The sequence below is a fragment of the Chitinophaga japonensis genome, assembly GCF_007830125.1.
GTDB lineage: Bacteria > Bacteroidota > Bacteroidia > Chitinophagales > Chitinophagaceae > Chitinophaga > Chitinophaga japonensis.
In genome coordinates this window covers 861,722-885,838 of record NZ_VLLG01000004.1, presented here as the reverse complement: position 1 = coordinate 885,838, position 24,117 = coordinate 861,722, and the positions used below count along the sequence as shown (strand labels likewise).

The following is a 24,117-nucleotide window of genomic DNA, read 5'->3' as shown; positions in this document are numbered from 1 at the left end:
GATCCGTTATGCGTCGTTTCATATGTACGTTAACAACTACCATATGGCTGGGCATTTTCACTACACAGGCACAGGTTGATTCTTTGCAGCAGGTGATCCACGTGTTTAGCCTGGAAGAGTGTGTGCAATACGCCCTGCAGCATCAGCGTGATGTAGTGAATGCCCGGCTGGATCAGCAGTACGCCCGGGAGCAGATCCGGGAAAGCACCGGTAAGCTGCTGCCCCACGCCGATATCACCGGCAATTTCCAGGATAACCTCAAATTGCAGACCTCCCTGATCCCCGATTTTATTAATGGTAACCTGGATCAGAAAATACCTGTACAGTTCGGGACCAAATACACTTCCAACCTGCTGGGGCAGGTGAACCAGACCATTTTCAACAGCGATTATTTCATTGGCCTCAAAGCGGCAAAGGTGTATGAAGAGCTGTCGGAGAAAAACCTGCGCCGCACCGCCATTGATACCCGCGTAGCCGTTATGAAGGCGTATTATGCCGTTTTGGTGAACGGAGAGAACATTCGTCTTACCGCCGCCAACGAAGCCCAGTTGCGCAAAACCCTGGCAGATACCAAAGCCCGCTATGACGCCGGGGTGGGAGAGCGGGTGGATGTAGACCGTATTACCGTATCCTATAATAATGTAGTCACTTCTATAGAAAACCAGCAGCGCCTGCTGGCATACAGCCTGGAACTGCTGAAGTTCCAGGCCGGTATTCCGCAGGAGGACTCCCTGCAACTGTCGCAAACGGTACAGGACTTTTCACCGGCACAGGTGCTGGATACCGTGAACTACCGTATTGAAGACCGCGTGGAATACAGCCAGCAGCTTACCCAGATAGCACTGAACCGGCTGAACCTGAAAAGTACCAAAATGCAGTACCTGCCCTCGCTCACCGGGTTTATCAACTACGGCTTCAACTACTTTTCCGAATCCTTCGGCGACCTGTATAAAAGAGGATTCGGCACCTCCGCCGTAGGCCTTAACCTGTCCTGGCCGCTGTTCACCGGTACGGAACGCCTGCACCGGGTGAATGAGCAAAAGATCACCCTGCAGCAGTCTATCAATGACCTTAACTACCTGGGCCAGCAGATACAATTGGATGTAAAGAACGCCTACACGCAGTATCGCAACAACCTGGCGCTGCTGCGCACCCAGGAAACCAATATGGAGCTGACCCAGGGCGTGTATGACCGTATTGTGCTGAAGTATGACCAGGGCGTATCCTCCAGCCTCGATGTAATATCTGCTGAAAGCGAGCTGCGGCAGGCGCAGAGCGAATATGTGAACGCCCTGCTCAATACGCTGATGACCAAGCTGGACCTGGACAAGGCAATGGGGAAAATAAGATAATGGAAGTAAGATGTAAGAAGTAAGAGATAGGAAGTAGGAGATATGATTACTAAATATAAATGACCAGTACAATGTACAGTTGTAAAAATAAATATCATCATAAGACGAGGATTGGCTTCCTGCATCTTACATCTTACATCCTACTTCATATATCCTACGTCTTTTTTCCTGCTTCCTACATCTTACTTCTTACTTCCTGCGGCGGTGGCAAATCGCCCGGTGGCTCCGGCGGTCCCGGCATGAAAGCTACCGTTGTAGCCGTGAACGTTACCCCCGGCACCTACACCATCCGGGAAAACTTTCCCGCTACCCTTACCGGCAATAATATTGTGCAGTTGCGTGCGGACGTGACCGGCTACCTGGAGGCCGTTCGCGTACCGGACGGCAGCACTGTTAAAAAAGGACAGCCGCTGTATGAGATCGACAAGAGCCGGTATGTGGCCGCCTATAACCAGGCGAATGCGTCCCTGCTGCAGGCACAGGCCGACCTGGCCCAGCGGCAGCGCGACCTGGAGCGGTACCAGAACCTGTTGCAGCATGACGCTATTTCCCGGCAAACCGTGGAGCAGGCCGCCACCGCCGCCAAAACCGCCGAAGCTAATGTAGCGGCGGCCAAAGCAGCCCTGGAACGAGCCGGTACGGATGTGAGCCATGCCATTATGCGGGCGCCGGTGAGCGGTAAAATAGGGATTGCGCAGGTGAAAGTGGGCGATATTGTGAATGCCGGCCAGACGCTGATCAATACCATTGTGAACGAAGACCCGATCTACGCGGATTTTGATGTGCCACAGGACCGTATACACGAATTTACCGGCCGGCCTTCCGGGCACGACCGCCGCTTCCTGCTGGGCTTTACTGACGGCGCCATGTACCCGCAGGAAGGCCGCATACTGACCGTCAATAATATCGTGGACCCGCAGACCGGCACCATCCGCGTGCGGCTGCAGTTTCCCAATAAGGAAGGCCTGCTGAAGTCCGGCATGACCTGCCTGGCCGTGCTGGAGTACCAGACGCCGGACACCACGCTGGCCGTTCCAGCCAAAGCCATTATGGAAACCTTATCGGAAAAGAACGTATACGTCATCGGCCCGGGCAATACCCTGCAGTTACGCTCCGTAGTGCCCGGTCCGCAGGCGGATACCATGCAGATTATTAACAAAGGGCTGAAAGCCGGTGAAAAGGTGGTCATAGAGGGATTACAGAAAGCCCGGCCCGGCGATACGGTGAATGTAGCGGCCAATCGCTGACAGCTACACAGCTAAAAAAGCTAATCGCAAATGATCTCGAAAACATTCATAGACCGTAAGAACACGACCATCGTAATAGCGATCATCATCGTGATCGTAGGGCTGATCTGTATGTTCACGCTGCCGGTGGCCCAGTTGCCGGATATCTCGCCCCCGGTGGTGTCGGTGCAGGCTACCTACATCGGCGCCAACTCGCAGACGGTGGAAGAAACGGTGACCACACCTATTGAAAACCAGATCAACGGCACGCCCGGCGCCATGTACATCCAGTCCGTAAGCGCCAACGACGGCTCCAGCAGCATTACCGTGACCTTCAATATCGGTACGGACCCGGATATTGCTACCATGGACGTGCAGAACCGGGTGAACCTGGCTACGCCCAGCATACCGGATGAAGTAAGAAGGGTAGGGGTGACCACCAAAAAGCGCTCCAACGACATGCTGATGGTGATCGCCCTCAAATCGCCCAGGGGCACGCACGACCGGGGCTTTATGGACAACTACCTGAACATCTACCTGAAACCCGAGCTGCTGCGGGTGCCCGGCATCGGCGATGTGAATGCTTTTGCGCAGGACTACAGCATGCGCATCTGGCTCAAGCCCGACAAGATGGCCGCCCTGGGCCTTACCACCCGGCAGGTAGCCGCCGCCATTACGGAGCAGAACCAGCAGGTGCCGGCCGGCATTGTGGGCGCACCGCCCGCCTACAGCAAGCAATCCTTTGAGTACAATGTAAAGGTAAAAGGCCGCCTTATTACGGCGGAGGAGTTTAACAATATTGTAGTGGCGGCAGATCCCGCGAATGGATCCCTGGTGCGCCTGCGGGATATTGCCCGGGTAGAGTTGGGCACCTTTACTTACGCAACGGATATCCGGGCAGACGGCAAGATCGGCACCGGCCTGGCCCTGTACCTGATGCCGGGCGCCAATGCGCTGGACGTGGCTGAGGCCGTGAACCATAAAATGAAAGAGCTGGAAGCGTCTTTCCCGGATGATGTTGAATGGATGGTGCCGTTTGAGACCACCTCCTTTGTGGAAATATCCATAGAGGAAGTAGTGGAAACCTTTATCATCGCCCTGCTGCTGGTAACCTTTGTGGTGTTTATTTTCCTGGAAGAGTGGCGGGCCACGCTGATACCCGTGCTGGTGATACCGGTGTCCATTATCGGCACTTTTATCTTCTTCAAGCTGCTGGGCTTTTCCATTAATACGTTGACCCTGTTCGGCTTTGTGCTGGCCATCGGTATCGTGGTGGATGATGCCATTGTGGTGGTAGAGGCGGTGCAGCATCACATTGATGCGGACAAGATGACGCCCCTGCAGGCCACCCTGCAGGCCATGTCGGAAGTACAGGCGCCGGTGATCGCCATTGCGCTGGTGCTGGCCGCCGTGTTTGTACCGGTGGCGTTCATCCCCGGTGTAAGCGGCATGCTGTACCAGCAGTTTGCGCTGACCATCGCCTTTTCCGTGCTGCTGTCGGCTTTCCTGGCGCTCACGTTTACGCCCGCATTATGTACCCTGCTGCTGCGGCCCGCGCATATCACCGAAAAGTCAAAGGGGTGGCTGAACCGTTTCTTTTACCGGTTTAACCGCTGGTTTACCCGCACCACGGAACGTTATGCCAGGGGGGTGCGGTGGTCCATCCGCAAAACGCCCCTGGTGCTGGGCATCCTGGTAGTGATCTTCCTCATTGCCTTTTTCCTTTTCCGTACTGTGCCTACCACTTTCATCCCGCAGGAGGATATGGGCACACTGATCATATCCGTTGAATTGCCGGATGCCGCCTCTTCCGGCCGTACCCGTGCGGTGGGCCGGCAGATCAACGAGATATTGATGAACGACCCCGCCATAGCGCACTTTATGGGTGTAAGCGGGATCAACATCGTAGCCAATGCCATCAAGCCCAACTCTGCCACCTACTTCCTGAGCCTCAAGCCATGGGACGAGCGCTACGAGCATAAGCCCAAAGATGATATGAACGCGGTGATTGGCCGCCTGCAGGGGCGGCTGGCGCAGGTACCCGAAGCGCAGATACTGGCCATTCCTTTTCCCACCCTGCGCGGGTTTGGCACCAGCGGCGGCTTTTCTTTCATACTGGAACAGAAGTCCGGCAACGATATCCGTGAGTTCAACCAGGTGATGAACCGCTTCCTGGTGGAAGTGAACAAGCGCCCGGAGATCATGCGCGCCTATACCTTTTTCAGCGCCAGCACCCCGGAGTACAACGTGGAGGTGGACCGGGACAAGTGCAAGCAGATGGGCGTGGCCGTAGGCGATGTGTTCAATACGCTGCAAACCTACCTGGGCGGGCTGTATGTGAATGATTTCACCCGTTTCAGCCGCGCTTTCCGGGTAGTGCTGCAGGCAGATACCATGTACCGCACCAGCATTCAGGACCTGGGAAAATATTATGTGCAGAATGCCGCCGGGGAAATGGTGCCGCTCAGCGCCCTCACTACCTATAACAAAACGGTGGGCGCGCCGGTGCTGAACCACTTTAACCTGTACCGCTCCGTGGAAATAGACGGGGTAAACAATCCCGGCTACAGCTCCGGCGACGCCCTCAAGGCGCTGGAAGAAGTAGCGGCACAGGTGCTGCCGGCCAATTTCGGCTATGAATGGGCCAATATCTCCAAGCAGGAAATAGAGGCAGGCAATACCAGCACGCTTATTTTCATGCTGTCCGTATTGTTCGTGTTCCTGCTGCTGGTAGCCCTGTACGAAAGCTGGTCGGTGCCGCTGGCGGTGCTGCTGGCTGTGCCCATCGCGCTGTTCGGGTCTATTGTAGCCCTGTACCTGGCCGGGCAGCAGAACAGCGTGTACTCCCAGGTGGGCTTGATCACACTGATAGGGCTGGCCGCCAAGAACGCCATCCTGATCGTGGAGTTCTGTAAAGAGCGGGTGGACAAGGGGGTGCCACTGATAGAGGCTACCCTGCAGGCGGTGAAGCTGCGTTTCCGCCCCATTCTCATGACCTCCTTCGCCTTCATATTGGGCGTGCTGCCTTTGTGCCTGGCGCAGGGCGCCGGCGCCGCCGCCCGTTTGAATATAGGCTTCACTGTTATTGGCGGTATGCTGGCCGCCACCCTGCTGGCCATCTTTACGGTGCCCGTGTTGTACGTGCTGATCACCCGCCTGGCCTATGGCAAAAAGAAGCTGGCCGAACTGGAGGAAAAGGGGCGGGAGCAGCAACGCCCGGACCACCTGGGGGAATGATGCGGATATGCACATTAGTTTGCACTTCTGCTTATTTATGTGCATATTCGCACATTAGCACATTAAAATGAATCATCTTCATTCCTCAGACTACTTCGTATTCCTGATCTATTTCGTAGTAGTGTCCACGTATGGTTATTACATCTATCGCCGCAAGCGTTCCGGGGTAGCCAGCACCAAAGACTTTTTCCTGGCGGAAGGCTCCCTTACCTGGTGGGCCATCGGCGCTTCGCTGATCGCTTCCAATATTTCCGCAGAGCACTTTATCGGCATGTCCGGCTCCGGTTTTGCATTGGGGCTGGCCATTTCCACCTATGAATGGATGGCCGCCGCCACGTTGATCATCGTAGCGGTGTTTTTCATCCCGGTGTACCTCAAGAACAAGATCTATACGATGCCGCAGTTCCTGCTGCAGCGCTACAATACTACGGTGAGCACTACCATGGCCATCTTCTGGCTGCTGGTGTACGTGTTCGTGAACCTGACCTCCATTATTTACCTGGGCGCCCTGGCCATTGCCGCCATTTCCGGTATTTCCTTTTTCTGGTGCATTGCCGGGCTGGCGCTGTTTGCAGTTGTAGTGACCCTGGGCGGCATGAAAGTGATCGGCTATACGGACGTGATACAGGTATTTGTGCTGATACTGGGCGGGCTGGTGACCACCTACCTGGCGCTGAACCTGGTGTCCGAACATTTCGGTTATGGCAGGAACGTCTGGAAGGGGCTGACCCTGATCAAGGACAATGCCGAAACGCATTTCCATATGATCTTCCCGAAAGATCATCCCTATTACAAGGACCTGCCCGGCCTTTCGGTGCTGGTAGGCGGCATGTGGATCAATAACCTGAACTACTGGGGCTGTAACCAGTACATTACCCAGCGTGCGCTGGGCGCCGATCTGAAAACGGCCCGCAACGGCATCCTGTTTGCCGCTTTCCTGAAGCTGCTGATACCGGTGATTGCCGTACTGCCGGGCATTACGGCCTATGTGCTGTACAAGAACGGCCTGTTTGCGCAGGAAATGACGGATGCTGCCGGTGCGGTAAAGCCGGACCAGGCCTATCCCACGCTGCTGAACCTCCTGCCGCCGGGGCTCAAAGGGCTGGCCTTTGCCGCATTGACGGCCGCTATTGTGGCTTCGCTGGCAGGGAAGGCCAACAGTATTTCCACTATTTTCTCCCTGGATATCTACAAGCGCTATTTTCATAAGGAAGCCACGGAAAAGCAGTTGGTGCGCGTGGGCCGCTACACGGTGATCGTAGCCATGCTGATAGCCAGCGTGGTAGCGCCTGCCCTCCGTTCCCTGGACCAGGCCTACCAGTTCATACAGGAGTATGTAGGCTTTATAGCCCCCGGCGTGCTGGCCATTTTCCTGCTGGGCTTTATCTGGAAGCGCACTACCTCCACGGCGGCGCTTACGGCGGCGGTGCTCACCATCCCCCTGTCTACCGTGCTGAAGTTCCTGCCGGTATGGACCAACGGCGTTTTCCCGGATTTTCCCTTCCTGGACAGGATGTCCATCGTATTTGTGATACTGGTGGGGCTGATGGTGCTGATCACGCTGCTGGACCGCAACAGTAAATACCTGCCCCGCATTATCCAGGTAGATACCGCCATGTTCCGTAGCTCCCCGGCCTTTATTGCCGGGTCTGTCATCATCGTGGGAATATTAACAGCACTTTATACTGTTTTCTGGTAATACACCTTGAATATTACGGTTTAAAGCGGTAAATTTAGAGTAGCTAAATATTCACGTTAAAAAAACTCACCATGAAGGTACAGAACCAGTACAGCAATGAAGAACTACAGCCGCTGCAGAGCATTGAGCAATGGGAAGATGATGTGCTGAAACGCTACCCCGAAGCCGGGGAGCCTGCCAAAGCCAAAGAGGAATACCGCAATTACGATAACCCGGGCCGCGACACCGTGCGCGAATTCTACCGCCTGAACCACAAGTACCAGACCTACGATTTCGTACAGGAAAAGATGGCTGATTTCCTGCAGTTCAACCGCAAGGAAATGCCCGTATGGAACGCCATGGAGTTCCTGAACACCCTGGTAGATGATTCCGACCCCGATATAGACCTGGACCAGTTGCAGCACCTGCTGCAAACGGCGGAAGCCATCCGGGCGGACGGGCACCCGGACTGGTTTGTGCTCACCGGCTTTATTCATGACATGGGCAAGGTGCTGTGCCTGTTCGGGGAAGCGCAATGGGCCGTGGTAGGAGACACCTTCCCCGTTGGCTGCCAGTTCTCGGACAAGATCGTATACCCGGAATTTTTTGCGGACAACCCGGATATACACGATGAAAGGTACAATACCAAATATGGTGTGTATGCGCCCAACTGCGGGCTGAAAAATGTGCACATGTCATGGGGCCACGATGAATACCTGTACCACATTACCAAAGATTATTTGCCGGAGCCGGCTTTGTATATGATCCGTTACCACTCTTTCTACGCCCAGCACCGTGAGCATGCCTATGATCACCTGATGGATGATCATGACCGGGAAATGTTCCAGTGGGTGAAAAAATTCAATCCCTACGATCTGTACTCCAAAAGCCCGAAGCCGCCGGTGATCAAGGAATTGAAACCCTATTACGAAGATCTGATCGCCAGGTACCTGCCGGCTACCATCCGCATGTAGGATAGAGCCGCCGGTGAACAGGCGCAGCAAAATGTATGAATGCAGCGAAAAAGTTCCGTAAAGGAATATCGCTGCATTTTTTTTTGCATTAGTGCGCCTGTATGTTTGTTGCTGTCCGCGTAACCTCAAAAATTTCGACAGCATGAAACCGATCCTTTTATTATCCGCCTGTTCTTTAACAGGGATATTGCTGCTGTTCAGCCTCAGGCACTACCGGCCCGCAGCCCCTGCCGCATCGCCCGTAAAAAGGGTGTTTTCTTATTGCGCCGTACCAGACCGTCGCGCACTGGACCTGGTAACAGACAGCACCCAACCGCAGGCGCCCCGCCTGGAGGGGCTGGGAGACTATGCCTGTACGGTCACTACACGGGTGCCGGAAGCGCAGGCCTTCTTTAACCAGGGTATCCGGCTGTATTACGGCTTTAATCACCTGGAAGCCTACCGCGCTTTCCGGGAGGCCGCCCGGCTGGACCCTTCCTGCGCCATGGCTTACTGGGGCCAGGCCCTTAGCCTGGGGCCCAATATCAATGCCCCCATGGATGCTGCGGATGAAGCCAGGGTAGTGGCAGCGGTGGACAAGGCCCTGTCATTAACAGACGGTATATCGCCGCGTGAACATGCGCTGGTGCAGGCTATTGCCAAACGCTATGTAGCCAACCCGCCGGCCGACCGTAAGCCCCTGGACGAAGCCTATGCGGCCGCCATGAAGGAAGTGTACCGGCACTACCCGCAGGATCCCGATGTAGCAGCCCTGTATGCAGAAGCCATCATGGACCTGCATCCCTGGGACTACTGGCTGAAGGATGGCACGCCGCAACCCTGGACCCCGGAAATCCTGGCGCTGCTGGAAGGCGTGCTTGAAAAGCTGCCGGACCATCCCGGCGCCAATCATTTCTACATCCATGCCGTGGAAGCGTCAAAGGAGCCGGGAAAAGCCATGGCCAGCGCCAACCGCCTGCGTACCCTCATGCCGAATGCCGGCCACCTGGTGCATATGCCGGCGCACATCTACATCCGTACCGGTTTGTACCACGAAGGCTCCCTTACCAATGAAGCTTCCATACAGGCGGACCTGGCCTACCTGACCGAGTGCAACGCACAGGGCCTGTACGCCCTGGTATACCACCCCCACAACTATCATTTCCTGTGGGCCTGCGCTACCCTGGAAGGCCGCAGCGAGCTGGCGCTGCAAGCGGCCGCCACCCTGCAGGAAAAGTCCGACCCGGCCATGATGCTGAGCCCCTTCGGCTACATCATCCAGCACCTGTACAGCACCCCCATCTTTGCCATGGTGCGCTTTGGCAAATGGGAATCGCTGCGGGCATTGCCGCCGCCCAACCCGGACTGGAAATTTGTAAGCGCCATGTGGCATTACGGGCGCGGTGTAGCGTTTGCCAGGACCGGGCAGTTGCAACAGGCTGCGGCAGCGGCAGACAGCATCGCCGCCCTGCGCCTTGATACCACGCTGAAAAGCATAGAGACCGGCGCGCGCAACTCTGCCTACGTGATCATGGAGATTGCGGAAAAGGTAACCCGCGGTGAAATAGCGGCCGCGCAAAAAGACCACACAACGGCCATTGCCCTGCTCAGCGCGGCCATGCAACTGGAGGACGGGCTGCTGTACAATGAACCGGTGGACTGGCACCATCCTGTACGCGAGCTGCTGGGCGCTGTGCTGCTGGAGGCTGCGGATTATGCGCAGGCGGAGCAATACTACCGGGAAGACCTGGCCAGCTATCCCGAAAGCGGCTGGGCCTTAATAGGGCTGTACCAAAGCCTGCAGGCACAGGGCAAAAAGCCGGAAGCAGCGGCTGTTAAAAAGCGGTACGACAAAGCATTTAAACGGGCGGACATACAGTTGAGCGCCTCCCGGATATGAGGACAGGGGTTAACGTTGGCCCAGGTGCTCCAGCACTGTTGGGTAGGCCATTTTAAACCAGTAGGTAAAGCGCTCCGGCGTGTCCCGGATCAGGGCGGAGATATCGGGCAGGGCAAAAAAACCGTGCGCTTCCACTTCTTCCGCATTGGGTGCCATGGAGCCATCAAATGTGCCGAGGAACACATGGTCATATTCATGCTCTATCAGGCCATTGTCGAAAGTAGCGTGATAGGTGAAAGTGAACAGCTTTTGCAGCGGGCAGTCAAACCCCATTTCTTCCTGCAGGCGGCGGTGCGCGGCCTGTTCCACCTCTTCGCCCGGCATGGGATGGCTGCAGCAGGCATTGGTCCACAGCCCGCCGGAATGATATTTATGGCTGGCCCTTTGATGGAGCAGCATTTCCTGCCGGCTGTTGATAATGAAAACGGAGAAGGCACGGTGCAGCAGCCCCTTTTGGTGAGCTTCCAGTTTTTCCATGGTGGCCAGTGCTTCGTCCTGTTCATTGACCAGGATGATGTGGTTATTTGGTGTCATAAGTTATGAGGTTTTTGAGGGAAAATGGATCGTTTCTAAGATAAGGAATTTACACCAAAGCCGCGTGCAATATTTCCAGCGGGTGCAGCGCTGTTTTGCCGGTGCCGTCCTTTACCTGGTGCCGGCAACTGGTGCCGGGAGCGGCAATGAGCGTATCGGCATCCGCCTGCCTTACCGCCGGGAACAGCACCATTTCGCCTATCTGCATGGAAAGGTCGTAATGCTCTTTTTCATACCCGAAAGAGCCGGCCATGCCGCAGCAGCCGGAGGGGATCACCTCCACCGTGTAATGCGCCGGCAGGGACAATATCTTTTTACTGTGCAGGGCGGAGGACAGGGCCTTTTGCTGGCAGTGCCCGTGCAGCTTGATGTGGCGCTTTTCCTGCGTGAACTGCTCCGGCCGTATGGCGCCCAGTTCTGCCGCCAGGGCCAGGAACTCGTCCGCCAGGTACACATGTTTGGCCAGTTGTTTGGCGGCATCCCGCAGGTGCTCCCTTACCAGGTCGGGGTATTCGTCCCGGAAGCTAAGGATGGCGGAAGGCTCTATGCCCAGCAGGGGCGTGTTCTCGCTGATAATATCCCTGAAGATGCGCACATTCTCCTCCGCAATGTCACGGGCCTGGCGCAGCAGGCCTTTGGACATCAATGCCCGGGCGCTTTCCGGGTGCTGTACCATGCGCACCTCGTAGCCCAGCCGGTGCAGCAGTTGCACCGTTTTGATGCCGATATGCGTATCGTTGTAGTTGGTAAATTCGTCGCAGAACAGGTATACTACCGGCGCGCCATCGGGCAGTGCGGTGCGTTCCCCGGGCCACTGGCGCCGGAACCAGCTTTTGAAGGTGGTGGCATGAAGGCCCGGCAGGGAGCGCCCGGTGGCAAAACCGGAGAATTGTTTGACCAGGTTGCCGGTGGTCTTGTTCCGCACCAGCCAGTTGTAGATACCGGGCGCTATGGCGGCCAGCTTGTTCAGCCGGGAGTAATTGCCAATCATGCGGGCGCGGAGCGGTACGCCATTGGCGTCATAATAGTGTTGCAGGAACTCCATTTTCAGCTTGGCCATGTCCACGTTGGACGGGCATTCGGACTTGCAGCCCTTGCAAGCCAGGCAAAGGTCCAGCACTTCGTAGATCTCTTTATGGTCAAAGCGGTTCTGCTTGCCGGAATGGGTCAGGAACTCGCGCAGGATGTTGGCCCGTGCGCGGGTGGTGTCCTTCTCGTTGCGGGTAGCCATGTAGCTGGGGCACATGGTGCCGCCGCTCAGGTGCGTCTTGCGGCAGTCGCCGGAGCCGTTGCACTGTTCCGCATGCTGCAATATGGTCTGCTCCGGGAAGTGGAACACCGTGGCGATGGGCGGCACGGACTGCCCGGGCTCGTAGCGCAGCATGCTGTTCATGGGCGGCGTGTCCACGATCTTGTTGGGATTGAAGATGTGCTGCGGGTCCCAGGTGTATTTTAGCTGGCGCAGCAGCTCGTAGTTGCGGTCGCCGATCATCTGGCGGATAAATTCGCCGCGCAGCCTGCCGTCGCCATGCTCGCCGCTCAGGGAGCCGCGGTACTTTTTTACCAGGGTGGCGATTTCCTCCGCTATTTTCCTGAATAGCAGGTTGCCCTCTCCGGTTTTCAGGTTGATGATGGGGCGCAGGTGTATTTCCCCGCTGCCGGCATGCGCATAGTGCACGGCGTAGAGATCATACTTTTTCAGGATGTCGTTGAACTCGCAGATATAGGCCGGCAGGTCTTCCACATCTACGGCTGTATCCTCTATCACCGGTACGGCCTTTTCATCGCCGGGCATATTGCCCAGCAGGCCCAGGCCGGCTTTGCGGAGCGCCCATATCTTTTTGGTATCGTCGCCGAACAGGAGGGGGAAGTGGTAGCCCAGGCCCGCGGCCTGCAGCTCCTGTTGCAGGCGGGTGGCTATTTCTGTGATGGCTTCCCGGGTATCGCGGCAAAACTCTATGACCAGGATGGCGCCGGGATCGCCCTGCACAAAGAAGCGGTTCTTGCTTTGCTCGATATTGTCCTTGGTGCATTCCAGTATATAATGGTCTATCAGCTCGCTGGCGCTGGGTTGATAGCGCATGGCGATCACGTTGGCCCGCAGGGATTCGTCAATGGTATTGAAATGGATGCACAGCAGGCCCGTTTCCTTTGGCGGCAGCGGTACTATGTTGAGCTTTATCTCCGTTAAAAAAGCCAGGGTGCCTTCGGAGCCGGCTATCAGGCGGCAGAAGTTGAAATCCTCCGTGCCGGCGGTGAAAGGCGCTGTTTCCAGCAGCATGTCTATGGCATAGCCGGTATTGCGGCGTTTGATGCCGGGCTTGGGAAACTCGCGCCGTATTTCCTCCTGGTGGGCATGGTTGCCCAGCAGGCTGCGTACCTGGCGGTACAGTTGCGTTTCGAGGGAGAGGTCGTCGCTATCGCAGCGGGCATGGAACTCGTCGGGCGTGAGGCTGTGGAAGGTGGCTTCGGAGCCATCGCTCAGGAGGGCCTTTACTTCCAGCAGGTGCTCGCGGGTGCTGCCGTATACCACGGAATTGGAGCCGCAGGAGTTGTTGCCCACCATGCCGCCTATCATGGCCCGGTTGGCCGTGGAGGTTTCCGGGCCAAAGTAAAAGCCGTAAGGTTTGAGGAACATGTTCAGCTCATCGCGGATCACGCCGGGCTGTACGCGCACCCACTGCTCTTCGGTATTGATCTCCAGGATGCGGGTAAAGTGCCTGGATACGTCCACTACGATGCCGTTGCCTACCACCTGCCCGGCCAGGGAAGTGCCGGCGGTTCTCGGTATCAGGGAGGTACGGTTTTCCCTGGCAAAGGCAATGAGTTTCTTTATATCTCCTTCATGGGCCGGGATGGCCACTGCCAGCGGCATTTCACGGTAGGCCGATGCGTCTGTGGCATATAAGGTACGCATGGCGTCATCATCATAAAGGGCACCCTCCAGTTCAAGGGCCAGCTTCCGGAGCTTTTCACGCATATTCGTTTGTATCAGATGTGACCGCGAAAATAATATCAAATATGCGAATATGCTAATCCACGAACCGGGGTCGCATCACATCCACGCCGCATACTTCCTTCATCCTGTCTGCCAGGTATACGGTCAGCTCCGGGGAGTAGGCTTCGTCATGCATGTGCATGAAAAAGTACAGCTCCTTCAGCCCATGCTGCAGCCAGTAGTGGATGCGGTTCACCCAGTCGTCTATGCGCGTATAGTCGGTAGGGTGAAGGCTGTTGCCTACAAAACGGATAAAGGTTTTAGGCACGGGCAGGTCCATATGGGCGCAGTCCCTGCGCCCGGCCGTATCCGTGATCACGGCGCCGATCTTCAGTTTGCGGAGCGTTTTTAGCAGCTCCATGCGGGCCTTTTCATCGCTGAACCATTGGGGATGCCGTACTTCCACGAAGAACTGCAGGTCTGTGGGCAGGGAGGCCAGGTACTGGAAGAGCTGCTGGCTGCGGCCGGGCGCGAATTTATCGCTCAGTTGCAGGAAAATGGGCCCCAGGTGCTGCTCAAAGGCCAGGATGCCTTCCAGGAAGGCAGTGGTTTGCGGCCCCGCGTTGGTGAGCTGGCTGAAATGGCTGATGGCCTGCGGCACCTTGGGGCAGAACCTGAAGCGGAAGCCCCTTGCTTTATCCGCCCATTTGCGGATAGCCTCCGGCCCGTAGATCTTGTAGTGCGTGGCATTCAGCTCTATGCTGTTGTAATGGTGCACGTACTCGTCCAGGAAATTGGCTTCTTTAGTGCCTTTGGGATAGATCTTGCCGATCCATTCCTTGCGGCCCCATTTGGCGCAGCCTACATATATTTCGGGATGTTTGACCGGGCGGCCTTTTAACGCGGGCTTGTTGAAGGCCGGCTCTGCCGGCAGCTTGAAGTCTATTTCGTCCAGCAACGAAACATTCACACGACCAAAGTCCATAAAAAAATAATTTTTGTACGTTCTTTGTTTATATAGTTTTTCTAAGGTAACTTAAAAGTATCTATTAATCAGTTAGCATGGAAGTATTGCACGTCAGCGCGGAATGTTACCCGGTAGCCAAGGTTGGAGGTTTGGGAGATGTAGTGGGCGCTTTGCCCAAATACCAGTACCAGGCAGGCTGTATTGCAAAAGTTGTGATCCCCGCTTATAAGTCCCGCTTTTTTGACACCCATGAATTTGACATCGTGCACCAGGCCGGTATGTGGCTGGGCCATCAGTGGTTTCACTTTAATGTATGGAAAGAGAAGCATAATGTACTGGGTTTTGACCTGTATCTGCTGGATATCCCCGGGTTGCTGGACAAAGAAGGTGTTTATGGCCATTATAATGACACGGAGCGGTTCCTCGGCTTCCAGGTAGCTGTGCTGGACTGGGTGAATGAGTGGCAGCACCGGCCCGATGTGATCCATTGCCACGATCATCATACCGGCCTCATACCTTTCCTGCTCAGCTATGGTTATAAATACGGCCGGTTACGGGAGCTGCCTTCCGTGCTTACCATTCATAATGCGCAATACCAGGGTCAGTTTGGCTGGGACCGGCAATACTTGCTGCCTTCCTTTGACCTCTGGAAGTCCGGCATGCTGGACTGGAACGGCGCCATTAACCCGCTGGCGGCCGCTATCAAATGCGCCTGGCGGGTAACCACCGTATCGCCCAGCTACATGGAGGAGCTGTTTACTTCCGCCAACGGGCTGGAAGGGCTGCTCAGCCATGAACGGGCCAAGACGGCCGGTATCCTCAACGGTATAGACAGCCAGGTGTGGGACCCCGCTACGGACCCCATGCTGCCGGCTCACTATGATATAAATACGTTTGCAGCCGGCAAGGAGGCGAACAAGCAGCACTTGTGCCACGAGTTCGGGTTTGACCCGGCCCTGCCGCTGGTATCCTTTATCGGCCGGCTGGTAGGCGACAAAGGGGCCGACCTGCTGCCCGAGATCATTGGCCGCTCCCTGTACGAGCTGCCCGGCCGGGTAAACTTTATGGTGCTGGGAAGTGGCGACCCGCATGTGGAATGGTCTCTACAGCAAACCCGGCAGTTTGCCGGCCACCGGTTCAATGTGCAGATCGGCTATAACGAAGCGCTGGCCCACCGGGTATACGCCGCCAGCGACTTTTTGCTGATGCCGTCCCGGGTGGAGCCCTGCGGCCTTAACCAGCTATATGCGCTGCGTTATGGTACCGTGCCCATCGTGAGGAGCATAGGCGGACTGAAGGACACCGTAACGGACATTGGCGATGAAAATGGTTTTGGCATACGATTTATACATGCAGTAGGGTGGGACGCCTGCAGGGCCATTGGTCGTGCAGTTGCCCTGTACGAGGACCAGGAGCTAACACTGCAGGATATACGGGCATACATGATGCAACTGGATCATTCCTGGGATGCTGCCGCACGCGACTACCTGAAATTATACCAGACCATTGTTATATAAGGGTACACATGAAAAATTGATGCAACATATGTCTAACGCAATCATTTCGCTGATACTGGGTGGAGGGGCCGGCACCCGTTTGTATCCCCTGACACGCCGCCGTTCAAAACCGGCTGTGCCGATTGCCGGTAAGTACCGGCTGGTAGATATCCCTATTTCCAACTGCCTGAACGCAGATATGAACCGCATATTTGTGCTGACACAGTACAATTCGGCTTCATTGAACAAGCACATCAAGAACACTTATCATTTCAGCCACTTCAGTAAAGCGTTCGTAGACATACTGGCGGCAGAGCAGACCCCGGACAACCCTACCTGGTACCAGGGTACCGCAGATGCGGTACGGCAATGCCTGCACCATATAGATAACTTTGAATTTGAGTACGTGCTGATCCTTTCCGGCGACCAGCTCTACCAGATGGATTTCCGGGAAATGCTGCAGTTCCACATAGAGAAGGGATCGGATATTACCATCGCCACCATACCTGTGAACGCCAGGGATGCATCGGACTTCGGCATATTGAAAACGAACCCCGAAGGGCTGATCACTTCCTTTACGGAAAAACCCAAACAGGATATGCTGGGCCCCTGGTCCTCGCCGGTAAGCGCGGAAATGGAAAAGGAAGGCCGCATATACCTGGCCAGCATGGGTATTTACCTCTTTACCCGCCAGGTGCTGTACGACCTGCTGAACGGGCAGGAAGCCGCTACCGATTTCGGGAAGGAAGTGATCCCTTACGCCATCAATGCCGACGTGAAGGTGATCAGCTACCAGTACGAAGGCTACTGGACGGATATCGGCAATATCAGCGCTTTCTGGGAAGCCAATATTGGCCTTACAGACGATATTCCCAAATTCAACCTGTTTGACGAAGCCAAAACCATCTACTCCCGCGCCCGCATGCTGCCCCCGGCCAAAATATCAGCCACGCTCAACAAGACCGTGATAGCAGACGGCTGTATAATACTGGACAGCATCCTGGAACACTGCGTAGTGGGTATACGTACCCGCATTGGCAAAGGCTCGGTGATCACGAATACCTTCATTATGGGGAGTGATTTCTACCAGACCCTCGAAGACCTGGACAAGGCCAGGGCCAAAGGGCACCCGCCCATGGGCATTGGCGATAGCTGCCAGATCCGGAACGCCATTATCGACAAGAACTGTAGTATAGGCAATGGCGTGAGGATCAACGTGGGCGACCGCCTGCCCGACGGCGATCACGAAAAATATACCGTTAAGGACGGGATCGTAGTGATAAAAAAGGGTATGGTATTGGAGGATGGATATGTCATTTAACTGAATTATGCGCTTATCCATAGAACGACAAACTACCAAGATCTACCCGGACATGAAAAGGGTGGTGGCCCGGTTTTTCTTTAACGGGGAGGCCAGGGCCAAAGCCATCATCCAGCAGGTGGTAGCTATGAGCGAGGTGGAAGTGGAGGCTACCGTAGCCCCGCTGCTGCGCGAATTCTCCCGGCGGCACCGCAACATTACCCGTATATTTGAAAAGCATTGCGACCGGGTGCGCCATCTCTTTGCTTCTCAGCAGATCGATTTTGACGCGATCGATTATAAGAAAAAGCTGCTCATCGGGTCTTATTTCACCAACGAATATTCCATTGAATCCGCCGCTTTCTTCAATCCGTCCTTAATAGAAGACACGGACCAGAGCGGGCTGGAAGAAGGCCAGAAGCGCGTGATCATCAGTTTCCGCGCCGTAGGGGAAGGGCATATTTCCTCCATCGCTTTCCGGCATGGCACCATTGGCCGCGACAATGATATTATGCTGGCGCCGCCCGGCAACTATGTAGAAGAAGCTGAAATTATCCGCAACGCCGTTTACCAGAAGCAGGGCTTTTTCCAGAATGCCGTATCCATCAAGCTGCCGGATTCCGTGATGCAGGAAGTGCAGAACAACCTGCCGGATACTTTTGAATACCTGTCGTTGAAACGCGTGATCCGCGACATGCAGCAGCGCTACCAGGTGGACCACCTGATCAAAAAGGCGCTGGAACGGCTGCTGTGGCTGGCGGATTCCTATTACGAGATCAATTTTTCCCTGGACACCGACCTCTCGGACCGGGTGATATTTCCCTATTCTGAAGCGGAAAGCCGCGGCATTGAGGATGCCCGCTTTGTGAAATTTACCGGCAGCAATGGCGAAGTAACGTATTATGCCACCTATACGGCCTATGACGGCATTACCATACAGCCCAAGCTGATGCAGACGAAGGATTTCTATCACTTCAAGATACTGCCGCTGTACGGCGAGGGTGCGCAGAACAAGAACCTGGCCCTTTTTCCCCGCATGATCAACGGGAAGTATATGATGATATCCCGGATAGACGGGATCAATAATTACATCATGCATTCCAACCGGATCAACATCTGGGAAAAGCCGGAAATTCTCCAGACGCCCAAATACCCCTGGGAGTTTGTGCAGGTGGGCAACTGCGGCTCCCCGATAGAAACGCCGGAGGGCTGGCTGCTGATCACCCACGGTGTGGGGCCTATGCGCACCTATTGCCTGGGAGCCACCCTGCTGGACCTGGAGGATCCCCGCGTGGAAATAGGCCGCCTGAAGGAGCCGCTGCTAATGCCCAGGAAAGAGGAGCGGGAAGGATATGTGCCCAATGTATTGTACTCCTGCGGCTCCATGATCCACAACAAGGAGCTGATCATTCCCTATGGTATTTCCGATTATGCTTCGGGCTTTGTTACGGTGCCGCTGGACAAGCTGCTTGAGAAGATCAGGCAGGATGGTTAACCCAGCACTTCCGTGTACACTTTCAGGTACTCCTCTACCATTCTTTCTTCACCGAATTTTTGCTGCGCATAGGTGTGGCAGTAGCGGCGGTCAATACGCTCAATATCGGCAATGCAGTTAATAGCCTGCTGCTGGGTGTTGACCAGGAAGCCGGTTTTCCCGGGCTGGATCAGCTCCGGCATGGCGCCCCGCTGGTACGCGATGACCGGGGTGCCGCAGAGCATGGCTTCGGCCACGCTCAGGCCAAAGGGCTCCTCGAAGTAAATGGGGTGCAGCAGCGCTTTGGCCCGTCCCAGCACCCGGCTGCGCTCCTGTCCGCCCACTGCGCCGGCAAATATGACTTGCTGGCCGTCTATGAATGGCTTTATCTTTTCCTCGTAATAGGCGGTGTCCTGGATAATGCCCGCAATGATCAGCCGGTGGCCGGTGGCCAGCGCTATCTGTATGGCGTCGAAAGTGCCTTTGTCAGGGTGGATGCGGCCAAAGTACAGCAGGTAGTCCTCCGGCTGTGCCTCAAAGGGGAAATCCGCTGTGTGTATGCCGTTGTATACATTGGCAGTATAGCGCAGCGCCGGGCTGCGGTCCGCATAACTGATGGATACATAGTGGTTAATATCATTATACCGTGCGTAAACGGGGATGATCTTCGGTGAAGAGAACCCATGTATGGTAGTGACCATGGGCGTGCGGATCAGCCGGGAGTAGGTGAGGGGCAGGAAGTCGAAGTGGTTGTGGATGATATCAAAATCCCCTGCCTGCTCCATGAGGTAACTGATATGCATACACTCCTGTACCTTGGGATCCAGCTCCTTATCCTCTTCATATCCCTCCGGGGAGATTGCAGCCAGGACGCCGCCGGTAACGGAGTTGGCCGTAGCAAACAGGGTGACCTGCTGGCCTTTTGCCACTAATCCTTCTGCCAGGTTGGAAGCCATTTGTTCCCAGGGCCCGTAATGCCGGGGCGGTGTGCGCCAGGCAACGGGAGATAGTATCGCGATCTTCATAAATTCCAAAGAGTAAAATTCCAAATTCCAAATTCCAAATTCCAAATCCCAAACCATGCCACAACTGTCTGCGGTTATTTAAAACTACTATTTATTTCAATACTGGTGGCCGGCTCGCCAGTCTGGAATTTGGATTTTGGGGTTTATATACCGCTTACCATTTTGGGATTTGGGATTTGGAATTTGGAATTTAATTTCGTGGTATGGATCAATCAGTATGTAACGGTATACCCTACAGTGAAACCGGTTATTTTAGTCAGCTAGTCCTCGATTTTCTGGCGGAGCACCCGCATATACGTTCTTTTTACAGCTATTCGCCACTGAAGGCCGATACAGATGCGCTGGTGCAGGCCAAAAAGACGCAGCCCCGGCAGCGCGAGGTGCTGGTGCAGGTGCTGCGGGAGCAGTATGCCGCACTGGACACACCTGCTGCGGTGCAGCAGCATATCAGCCTGCTGGAACAGCCGGACACGTTTACCGTTTGTACCGCCCATCAGCCGAATATTTTTACCGGGTACCTTTACTTTGTTTACAAGATATTACAGGCCATCAGGCTGGCCGGGGACCTGCAGCAGCAGCACCCGCAGTACCGCTTTGTGCCGGTATATTACATGGGCAGCGAGGATAATGACCTGGATGAGCTGGGCAGCATCTACCTGGACGGCAAGACGCTTACCTGGGCTACTTCCCAGCAGGGGGCCGTGGGCCGGATGCGCCCCGAGGGGCTGGACGCGCTGATCGGCCAGGTGCAGCAGCAACTGGGCTACGGCGTATACGCGGAGGAACTGGTGCAACTGCTGCGCAAGGCCTACCTGGAGCATGACAACATACAGCAGGCCACCCTGTTCCTGGTAAATGCCCTGTTTGGCCGCTACGGGCTGGTGGTGCTGATACCGGACCACCCGCTGCTCAAAAAGCAACTGGTGCCGGTCATGAAGGACGAGCTCTGGCACCAGACTTCCCACAAGCTGGTGGGCGATACCATCCAGCAGTTGTCCCGGCACTACAAGGTGCAGGCCAACCCGCGGGAGATCAACCTGTTCTACCTGACGGACCAGGCGCGGGAGCGCATTGTGAAAGAAGGGGAGCATTGGAAAGTGCTGCATTCCTCCCTCACTTTTACTGCTGCCGAACTGGAGCAGGAGCTGGAGGCCCACCCGGAACGGTTCAGCCCCAATGTGATACTGCGGGGCCTGTTGCAGGAAACGATCCTGCCCAACATCGCCTTTATTGGCGGGGGGGGCGAAATAGCCTACTGGCTGGAGCTGCAGTCCCTGTTTGCCCATTACCGGGTGCCGTATCCCATGCTGGTGCTGCGCAATTCCTTTCTACTGGTAGATGCCCTGTCCAAAACCAGGCTCCAGAAGCTGGGCCTGTGCATCAGGCACCTGTTTGGGAAGGTGGACGATGTGGTGAACAATTTTGTACGGCAGCATACCAATGCCAGCCTGGTGCTGAAGAAAGAATACGATATTATTGAGCAACTGTTTGACGGGCTGGAAGAAAAGGCCCGCAGCATAGACGTTACCCTGGTGGCCTCCGTGGCGGCGGAGCGCAAGCGGGTCATGAAAAGCATCGGCAAGGTGGAGCACAAGTTCCTGCGGGCGGAAAAGAAGAAATTCGCCTGGCAAATCGCGCAGATCGAGCAGTTGCGCCTGCGCCTGTTCCCCGCCGGCTCCCTGCAGGAGCGCAAGGAAAATTTCATGCCCTGGTACATTCATGAAGGTCCTGCCTTCTTTGACCGCATACTGGCGCATATGCAGCCGCTGACGGATGAGCTGCGGATCATATATGAACAGTAGCGATCGTCTTTTTCATATCTTTTAATATGGCCAGTATGCCGTGCAACTGGTCCCTTACCTGCTTGGTTTCCAGCATTTCGTCGCGTAGCGGGGTTTCGCCCTGGCCGGCGTTGATCTCATCCTGCCGTTGCTGGATCAGGCTTTCCACATGAATATCCAGCGTTTCAAAAGCTTCTATGGTGCCGGGCAGTTCCGGCAGCGTGGCGCCGGGCTGCGTGGTGAGCTGTATCACCTGGTCCATGTATTGCAGCAGGTGGCGGGCTATCAACTGGTACTCCGGCCGCGGACAGCGTACGCCGTGGCCCAGCCCGTAAGCGGCCAGCGCGGCAATGCGGGAGGTAAGGGTATGGTTCAGCACCACGAAATGGTACAATTGGGAAGTGTGCTTCTGCTTGCTTTTAGGCTCGCTCAGCATGCGCTGGAAGGCGGCCATCAGGTTGCCGGTGCTCACATAGGTCTCCTTCCGGGCCAGCTTGTATTCCGTGATCACCATCTGCTGGCCGGTATACAGCCGGATCACCTGCTCAAAGTAGTGTTTGTTGGCCACAGTCATTTTCTCCATATAGCTGGGCAGGTACTTGTGCTCCCAACTGGGCCATAACGTAAGGTTGGCCACAAAGGCCAGGCTGCCGCCTATAAAGGTATCCAGCACCCGCTGGGCGGCATACTGCAGGTCTGCCGGGTGCAGGAAGTGCAGCAGGAAAATAATGAAAGGCGTGGTGAAGATCACGCTGATGGTATACTGGTAGGTCATAAAGGAATAGGCGCCCAGTATGCAGAACAGCATGATGATGAAGATGGCCGTTTCATTATGCGTGAGGAACAATACGGCGATGGCAAACAATGCTCCTATAACGGTGCCGATAATACGCTGGTAGCTGCGCGATTTGGTGAGGCCGAAGCCGGGCTTCAGGATCACCACGGTGGTGAGCAGTATCCAGTACACCCGGTCCAGGTGCAGGGCCACGCCCAGCAGGTAGCCTGCCGCCGTAGCCAGGCTTACCCGGATGGCGTGCCGGAAGATGTGGGAGTCGAAGGTCAGGTTATTGCGGAAGGTCTCCAGGTCGTAACGGTTGTTGGTGGTAAACCTGGATAGCTCCAGCCGGGGATCGATAGCGGTATCTTTGGACCTTTCCAGGCGGGTAAGGCGGTGCAGGTTGTAGATGCGGTCCGCCATGTCCTGCAGGTTGGCCAGGATGCTGTTGAGCGTGATCAACCGGGTCCTTTCCCGCAGGGTAGGCAGGGTTCTGCGGATGCCGGCAATGGCCTCCTGCACTTTTTCTATATCATAGCGCAGGTTGCTTTTGGGCATGGAGCGCTGCCCCGCCATTACCGCCATGCCAATGGTGGTGATCTCCTGCGCAAACTCCAGGATCAGCCTGTGCAGCTTTTCCAGGATATCGTGCTCGCCAAAGTGCTGCTGCAGGGCCTTGTAATCGATCTGGGACGCCATGATGCGCTCCTGCAGGTCTACAATATCCAGGAAGATCTGCACCATACTTTTGCCGATGCTGCTGGTGCCCTGCTGGGCGGAGCGCCGTTTCAGCAGCAGCTCCCGAACGGCTTCCTGCTTTTCGTTTACCAGCACCTGCTGGGCCAGTACGGCCTTGTAGGTATCGTCTGTGTCCGCATCCTTCACGTAAAAGCCTGCACGCAGCTCCAGGTAGCGGGCTGTTTGCACAATACATTCCCCCAGGGCCTGCTGCACGTTCAGGTAGGGCCGTATCTGCCACAGCAGCAGCGCCAGCAGGCCATACCACAGGCCGCCCAGCGTTACCAGCAGGCCGTTGTAAAAAGCCATCGCCGGGCTTTTGGGTGGATCGCCCAGTATGATGATCATCACCAGCAGGCAGGCGATACCGATATTGCCGCCACGGTTGCCGTACACCAGCAGCATGCTGTACACAAAACAGCAGGCAATGATCCAGCCCACCATCAGGGCGGGGTAGGGCGATGCCAGCCCGGTACCCAGGGTGGTGATGAACAGCAGCAGTATGGTGACCAGCGCCCCGTTGCGTTTATGCACGGAGGTGCCCGGCTGGTCTGCCAGCGCGGTACACAAAGCCCCGGTGGAAATAGTGATGCCAGTAATGAGCTGTCCCATGCTCATGCCCACCAGTGAGGGCACTACCACGCTGATGGTGGTACGAAGCCCGTTGCTGAAATGATAGCTGTAGATAAAACTTTTAAATTCTTTAAGCCAATGGCGGGTTTGCATGAATGGCGCATTATGAT

Annotated in this window: 15 protein-coding genes; 10 read left to right on the top strand and 5 right to left on the bottom strand. The window is 55.7% G+C overall.

Annotation, left to right across the window (positions count from 1 at the left end; all coding sequences use genetic code 11):
- Positions 1-8 precede the first annotated feature (8 nt).
- From LX66_RS20700 to LX66_RS20675, 6 genes are all read left to right on the top strand, one after another.
- Positions 9-1,352, top strand: a complete 1,344-nt coding sequence (locus LX66_RS20700) for a TolC family protein (RefSeq protein WP_145717095.1) — start codon at positions 9-11, stop codon at positions 1,350-1,352.
- A gap of 59 nt (positions 1,353-1,411) precedes the next feature.
- Positions 1,412-2,599, top strand: coding sequence for an efflux RND transporter periplasmic adaptor subunit (locus LX66_RS20695; protein WP_145717093.1), 1,188 nt, complete (start codon positions 1,412-1,414; stop codon positions 2,597-2,599).
- Between the two features lie 30 nt (positions 2,600-2,629).
- Positions 2,630-5,815, top strand: a complete 3,186-nt coding sequence (locus LX66_RS20690; RefSeq protein ID WP_145717091.1) for an efflux RND transporter permease subunit — start codon at positions 2,630-2,632, stop codon at positions 5,813-5,815.
- 67 nt (positions 5,816-5,882) lie between these two features.
- Positions 5,883-7,514 (top strand): sodium/sugar symporter, encoded by a 1,632-nt coding sequence (locus LX66_RS20685; RefSeq protein ID WP_145717089.1) that lies wholly within the window; start codon positions 5,883-5,885, stop codon positions 7,512-7,514.
- 71 nt (positions 7,515-7,585) lie between these two features.
- Positions 7,586-8,467, top strand: coding sequence for an inositol oxygenase family protein (locus LX66_RS20680; protein ID WP_145717087.1), 882 nt, complete (start codon positions 7,586-7,588; stop codon positions 8,465-8,467).
- Between the two features lie 142 nt (positions 8,468-8,609).
- Entirely contained in the window at positions 8,610-10,346 is a 1,737-nt protein-coding gene (locus LX66_RS20675) for a hypothetical protein (RefSeq protein ID WP_145717085.1), read from the top strand.
- 9 nt (positions 10,347-10,355) lie between these two features.
- Here LX66_RS20675 and idi read toward each other — a convergent pair whose 3' ends face one another.
- Genes idi through LX66_RS20660 form a run of 3 tightly spaced genes read right to left on the bottom strand, consistent with a single transcriptional unit; the run spans position 10,356 to position 14,803 of the window.
- Positions 10,356-10,880: an isopentenyl-diphosphate Delta-isomerase gene (gene idi, locus LX66_RS20670; RefSeq protein ID WP_145717083.1), complete on the bottom strand. Its 525-nt coding sequence runs from the start codon at positions 10,878-10,880 to the stop codon at positions 10,356-10,358.
- Positions 10,881-10,929: 49 nt separating this feature from the next.
- On the bottom strand, positions 10,930-13,860 hold the full coding sequence (locus tag LX66_RS20665; RefSeq protein ID WP_145717081.1) for an FAD-binding and (Fe-S)-binding domain-containing protein: 2,931 nt from the start codon (positions 13,858-13,860) through the stop codon (positions 10,930-10,932).
- A gap of 52 nt (positions 13,861-13,912) precedes the next feature.
- Positions 13,913-14,803, bottom strand: coding sequence for a DUF72 domain-containing protein (locus LX66_RS20660; RefSeq protein WP_145717079.1), 891 nt, complete (start codon positions 14,801-14,803; stop codon positions 13,913-13,915).
- 77 nt (positions 14,804-14,880) lie between these two features.
- On the opposite strand from LX66_RS20660, the gene LX66_RS20655 reads away from it, so the two are divergent.
- Genes LX66_RS20655 through LX66_RS20645 form a run of 3 tightly spaced genes read left to right on the top strand, consistent with a single transcriptional unit; the run spans position 14,881 to position 19,076 of the window.
- On the top strand, positions 14,881-16,302 hold the full coding sequence (locus LX66_RS20655; protein ID WP_145717077.1) for a glycogen synthase: 1,422 nt from the start codon (positions 14,881-14,883) through the stop codon (positions 16,300-16,302).
- Between the two features lie 28 nt (positions 16,303-16,330).
- The gene (locus LX66_RS20650) at positions 16,331-17,602 is read left to right on the top strand and encodes a glucose-1-phosphate adenylyltransferase (protein ID WP_145717076.1); all 1,272 of its coding nucleotides are present in this window, start codon (positions 16,331-16,333) and stop codon (positions 17,600-17,602) included.
- Between the two features lie 7 nt (positions 17,603-17,609).
- Positions 17,610-19,076 carry a glycoside hydrolase family 130 protein gene (locus tag LX66_RS20645; RefSeq protein ID WP_145717074.1) on the top strand — a complete coding sequence of 489 codons (1,467 nt, stop codon included), beginning with the start codon at positions 17,610-17,612 and terminating at the stop codon, positions 19,074-19,076.
- Here LX66_RS20645 and LX66_RS20640 read toward each other — a convergent pair.
- The gene (locus LX66_RS20640; RefSeq protein ID WP_145717073.1) at positions 19,073-20,080 is read right to left on the bottom strand and encodes a glycosyltransferase family 4 protein; all 1,008 of its coding nucleotides are present in this window, start codon (positions 20,078-20,080) and stop codon (positions 19,073-19,075) included. The two genes, LX66_RS20645 and LX66_RS20640, sit on opposite strands and share 4 nt — an antisense overlap.
- A 203-nt stretch (positions 20,081-20,283) precedes the next feature.
- Here LX66_RS20640 and bshC point away from each other — a divergent pair, with 203 nt between their 5' ends.
- Positions 20,284-21,882, top strand: a complete 1,599-nt coding sequence (gene bshC, locus LX66_RS20635) for a bacillithiol biosynthesis cysteine-adding enzyme BshC (protein WP_145717070.1) — start codon at positions 20,284-20,286, stop codon at positions 21,880-21,882.
- On the opposite strand, the gene LX66_RS20630 is transcribed toward bshC, so the two are convergent.
- Positions 21,866-24,100, bottom strand: coding sequence for an FUSC family protein (locus LX66_RS20630; protein WP_145717068.1), 2,235 nt, complete (start codon positions 24,098-24,100; stop codon positions 21,866-21,868). The genes bshC and LX66_RS20630 overlap by 17 nt on opposite strands.
- Positions 24,101-24,117 lie beyond the last annotated feature (17 nt).

Bases quoted from the DNA above. Each gene is read 5' to 3' on its own strand.
- LX66_RS20700 (WP_145717095.1), top strand. From the start codon at position 9: ATGCGTCGTTTCATATGTACGTTAACAACTACCATATGGCTGGGCATT.
- LX66_RS20695 (WP_145717093.1), top strand. From the start codon at position 1,412: ATGACCAGTACAATGTACAGTTGTAAAAATAAATATCATCATAAGACG.
- LX66_RS20690 (WP_145717091.1), top strand. From the start codon at position 2,630: ATGATCTCGAAAACATTCATAGACCGTAAGAACACGACCATCGTAATA.
- LX66_RS20685 (WP_145717089.1), top strand. From the start codon at position 5,883: ATGAATCATCTTCATTCCTCAGACTACTTCGTATTCCTGATCTATTTC.
- LX66_RS20680 (WP_145717087.1), top strand. From the start codon at position 7,586: ATGAAGGTACAGAACCAGTACAGCAATGAAGAACTACAGCCGCTGCAG.
- LX66_RS20675 (WP_145717085.1), top strand. From the start codon at position 8,610: ATGAAACCGATCCTTTTATTATCCGCCTGTTCTTTAACAGGGATATTG.
- idi (WP_145717083.1), bottom strand. From the start codon at position 10,880: ATGACACCAAATAACCACATCATCCTGGTCAATGAACAGGACGAAGCA.
- LX66_RS20665 (WP_145717081.1), bottom strand. From the start codon at position 13,860: ATGCGTGAAAAGCTCCGGAAGCTGGCCCTTGAACTGGAGGGTGCCCTT.
- LX66_RS20660 (WP_145717079.1), bottom strand. From the start codon at position 14,803: ATGGACTTTGGTCGTGTGAATGTTTCGTTGCTGGACGAAATAGACTTC.
- LX66_RS20655 (WP_145717077.1), top strand. From the start codon at position 14,881: ATGGAAGTATTGCACGTCAGCGCGGAATGTTACCCGGTAGCCAAGGTT.
- LX66_RS20650 (WP_145717076.1), top strand. From the start codon at position 16,331: ATGTCTAACGCAATCATTTCGCTGATACTGGGTGGAGGGGCCGGCACC.
- LX66_RS20645 (WP_145717074.1), top strand. From the start codon at position 17,610: ATGCGCTTATCCATAGAACGACAAACTACCAAGATCTACCCGGACATG.
- LX66_RS20640 (WP_145717073.1), bottom strand. From the start codon at position 20,080: ATGAAGATCGCGATACTATCTCCCGTTGCCTGGCGCACACCGCCCCGG.
- bshC (WP_145717070.1), top strand. From the start codon at position 20,284: ATGGATCAATCAGTATGTAACGGTATACCCTACAGTGAAACCGGTTAT.
- LX66_RS20630 (WP_145717068.1), bottom strand. From the start codon at position 24,100: ATGCAAACCCGCCATTGGCTTAAAGAATTTAAAAGTTTTATCTACAGC.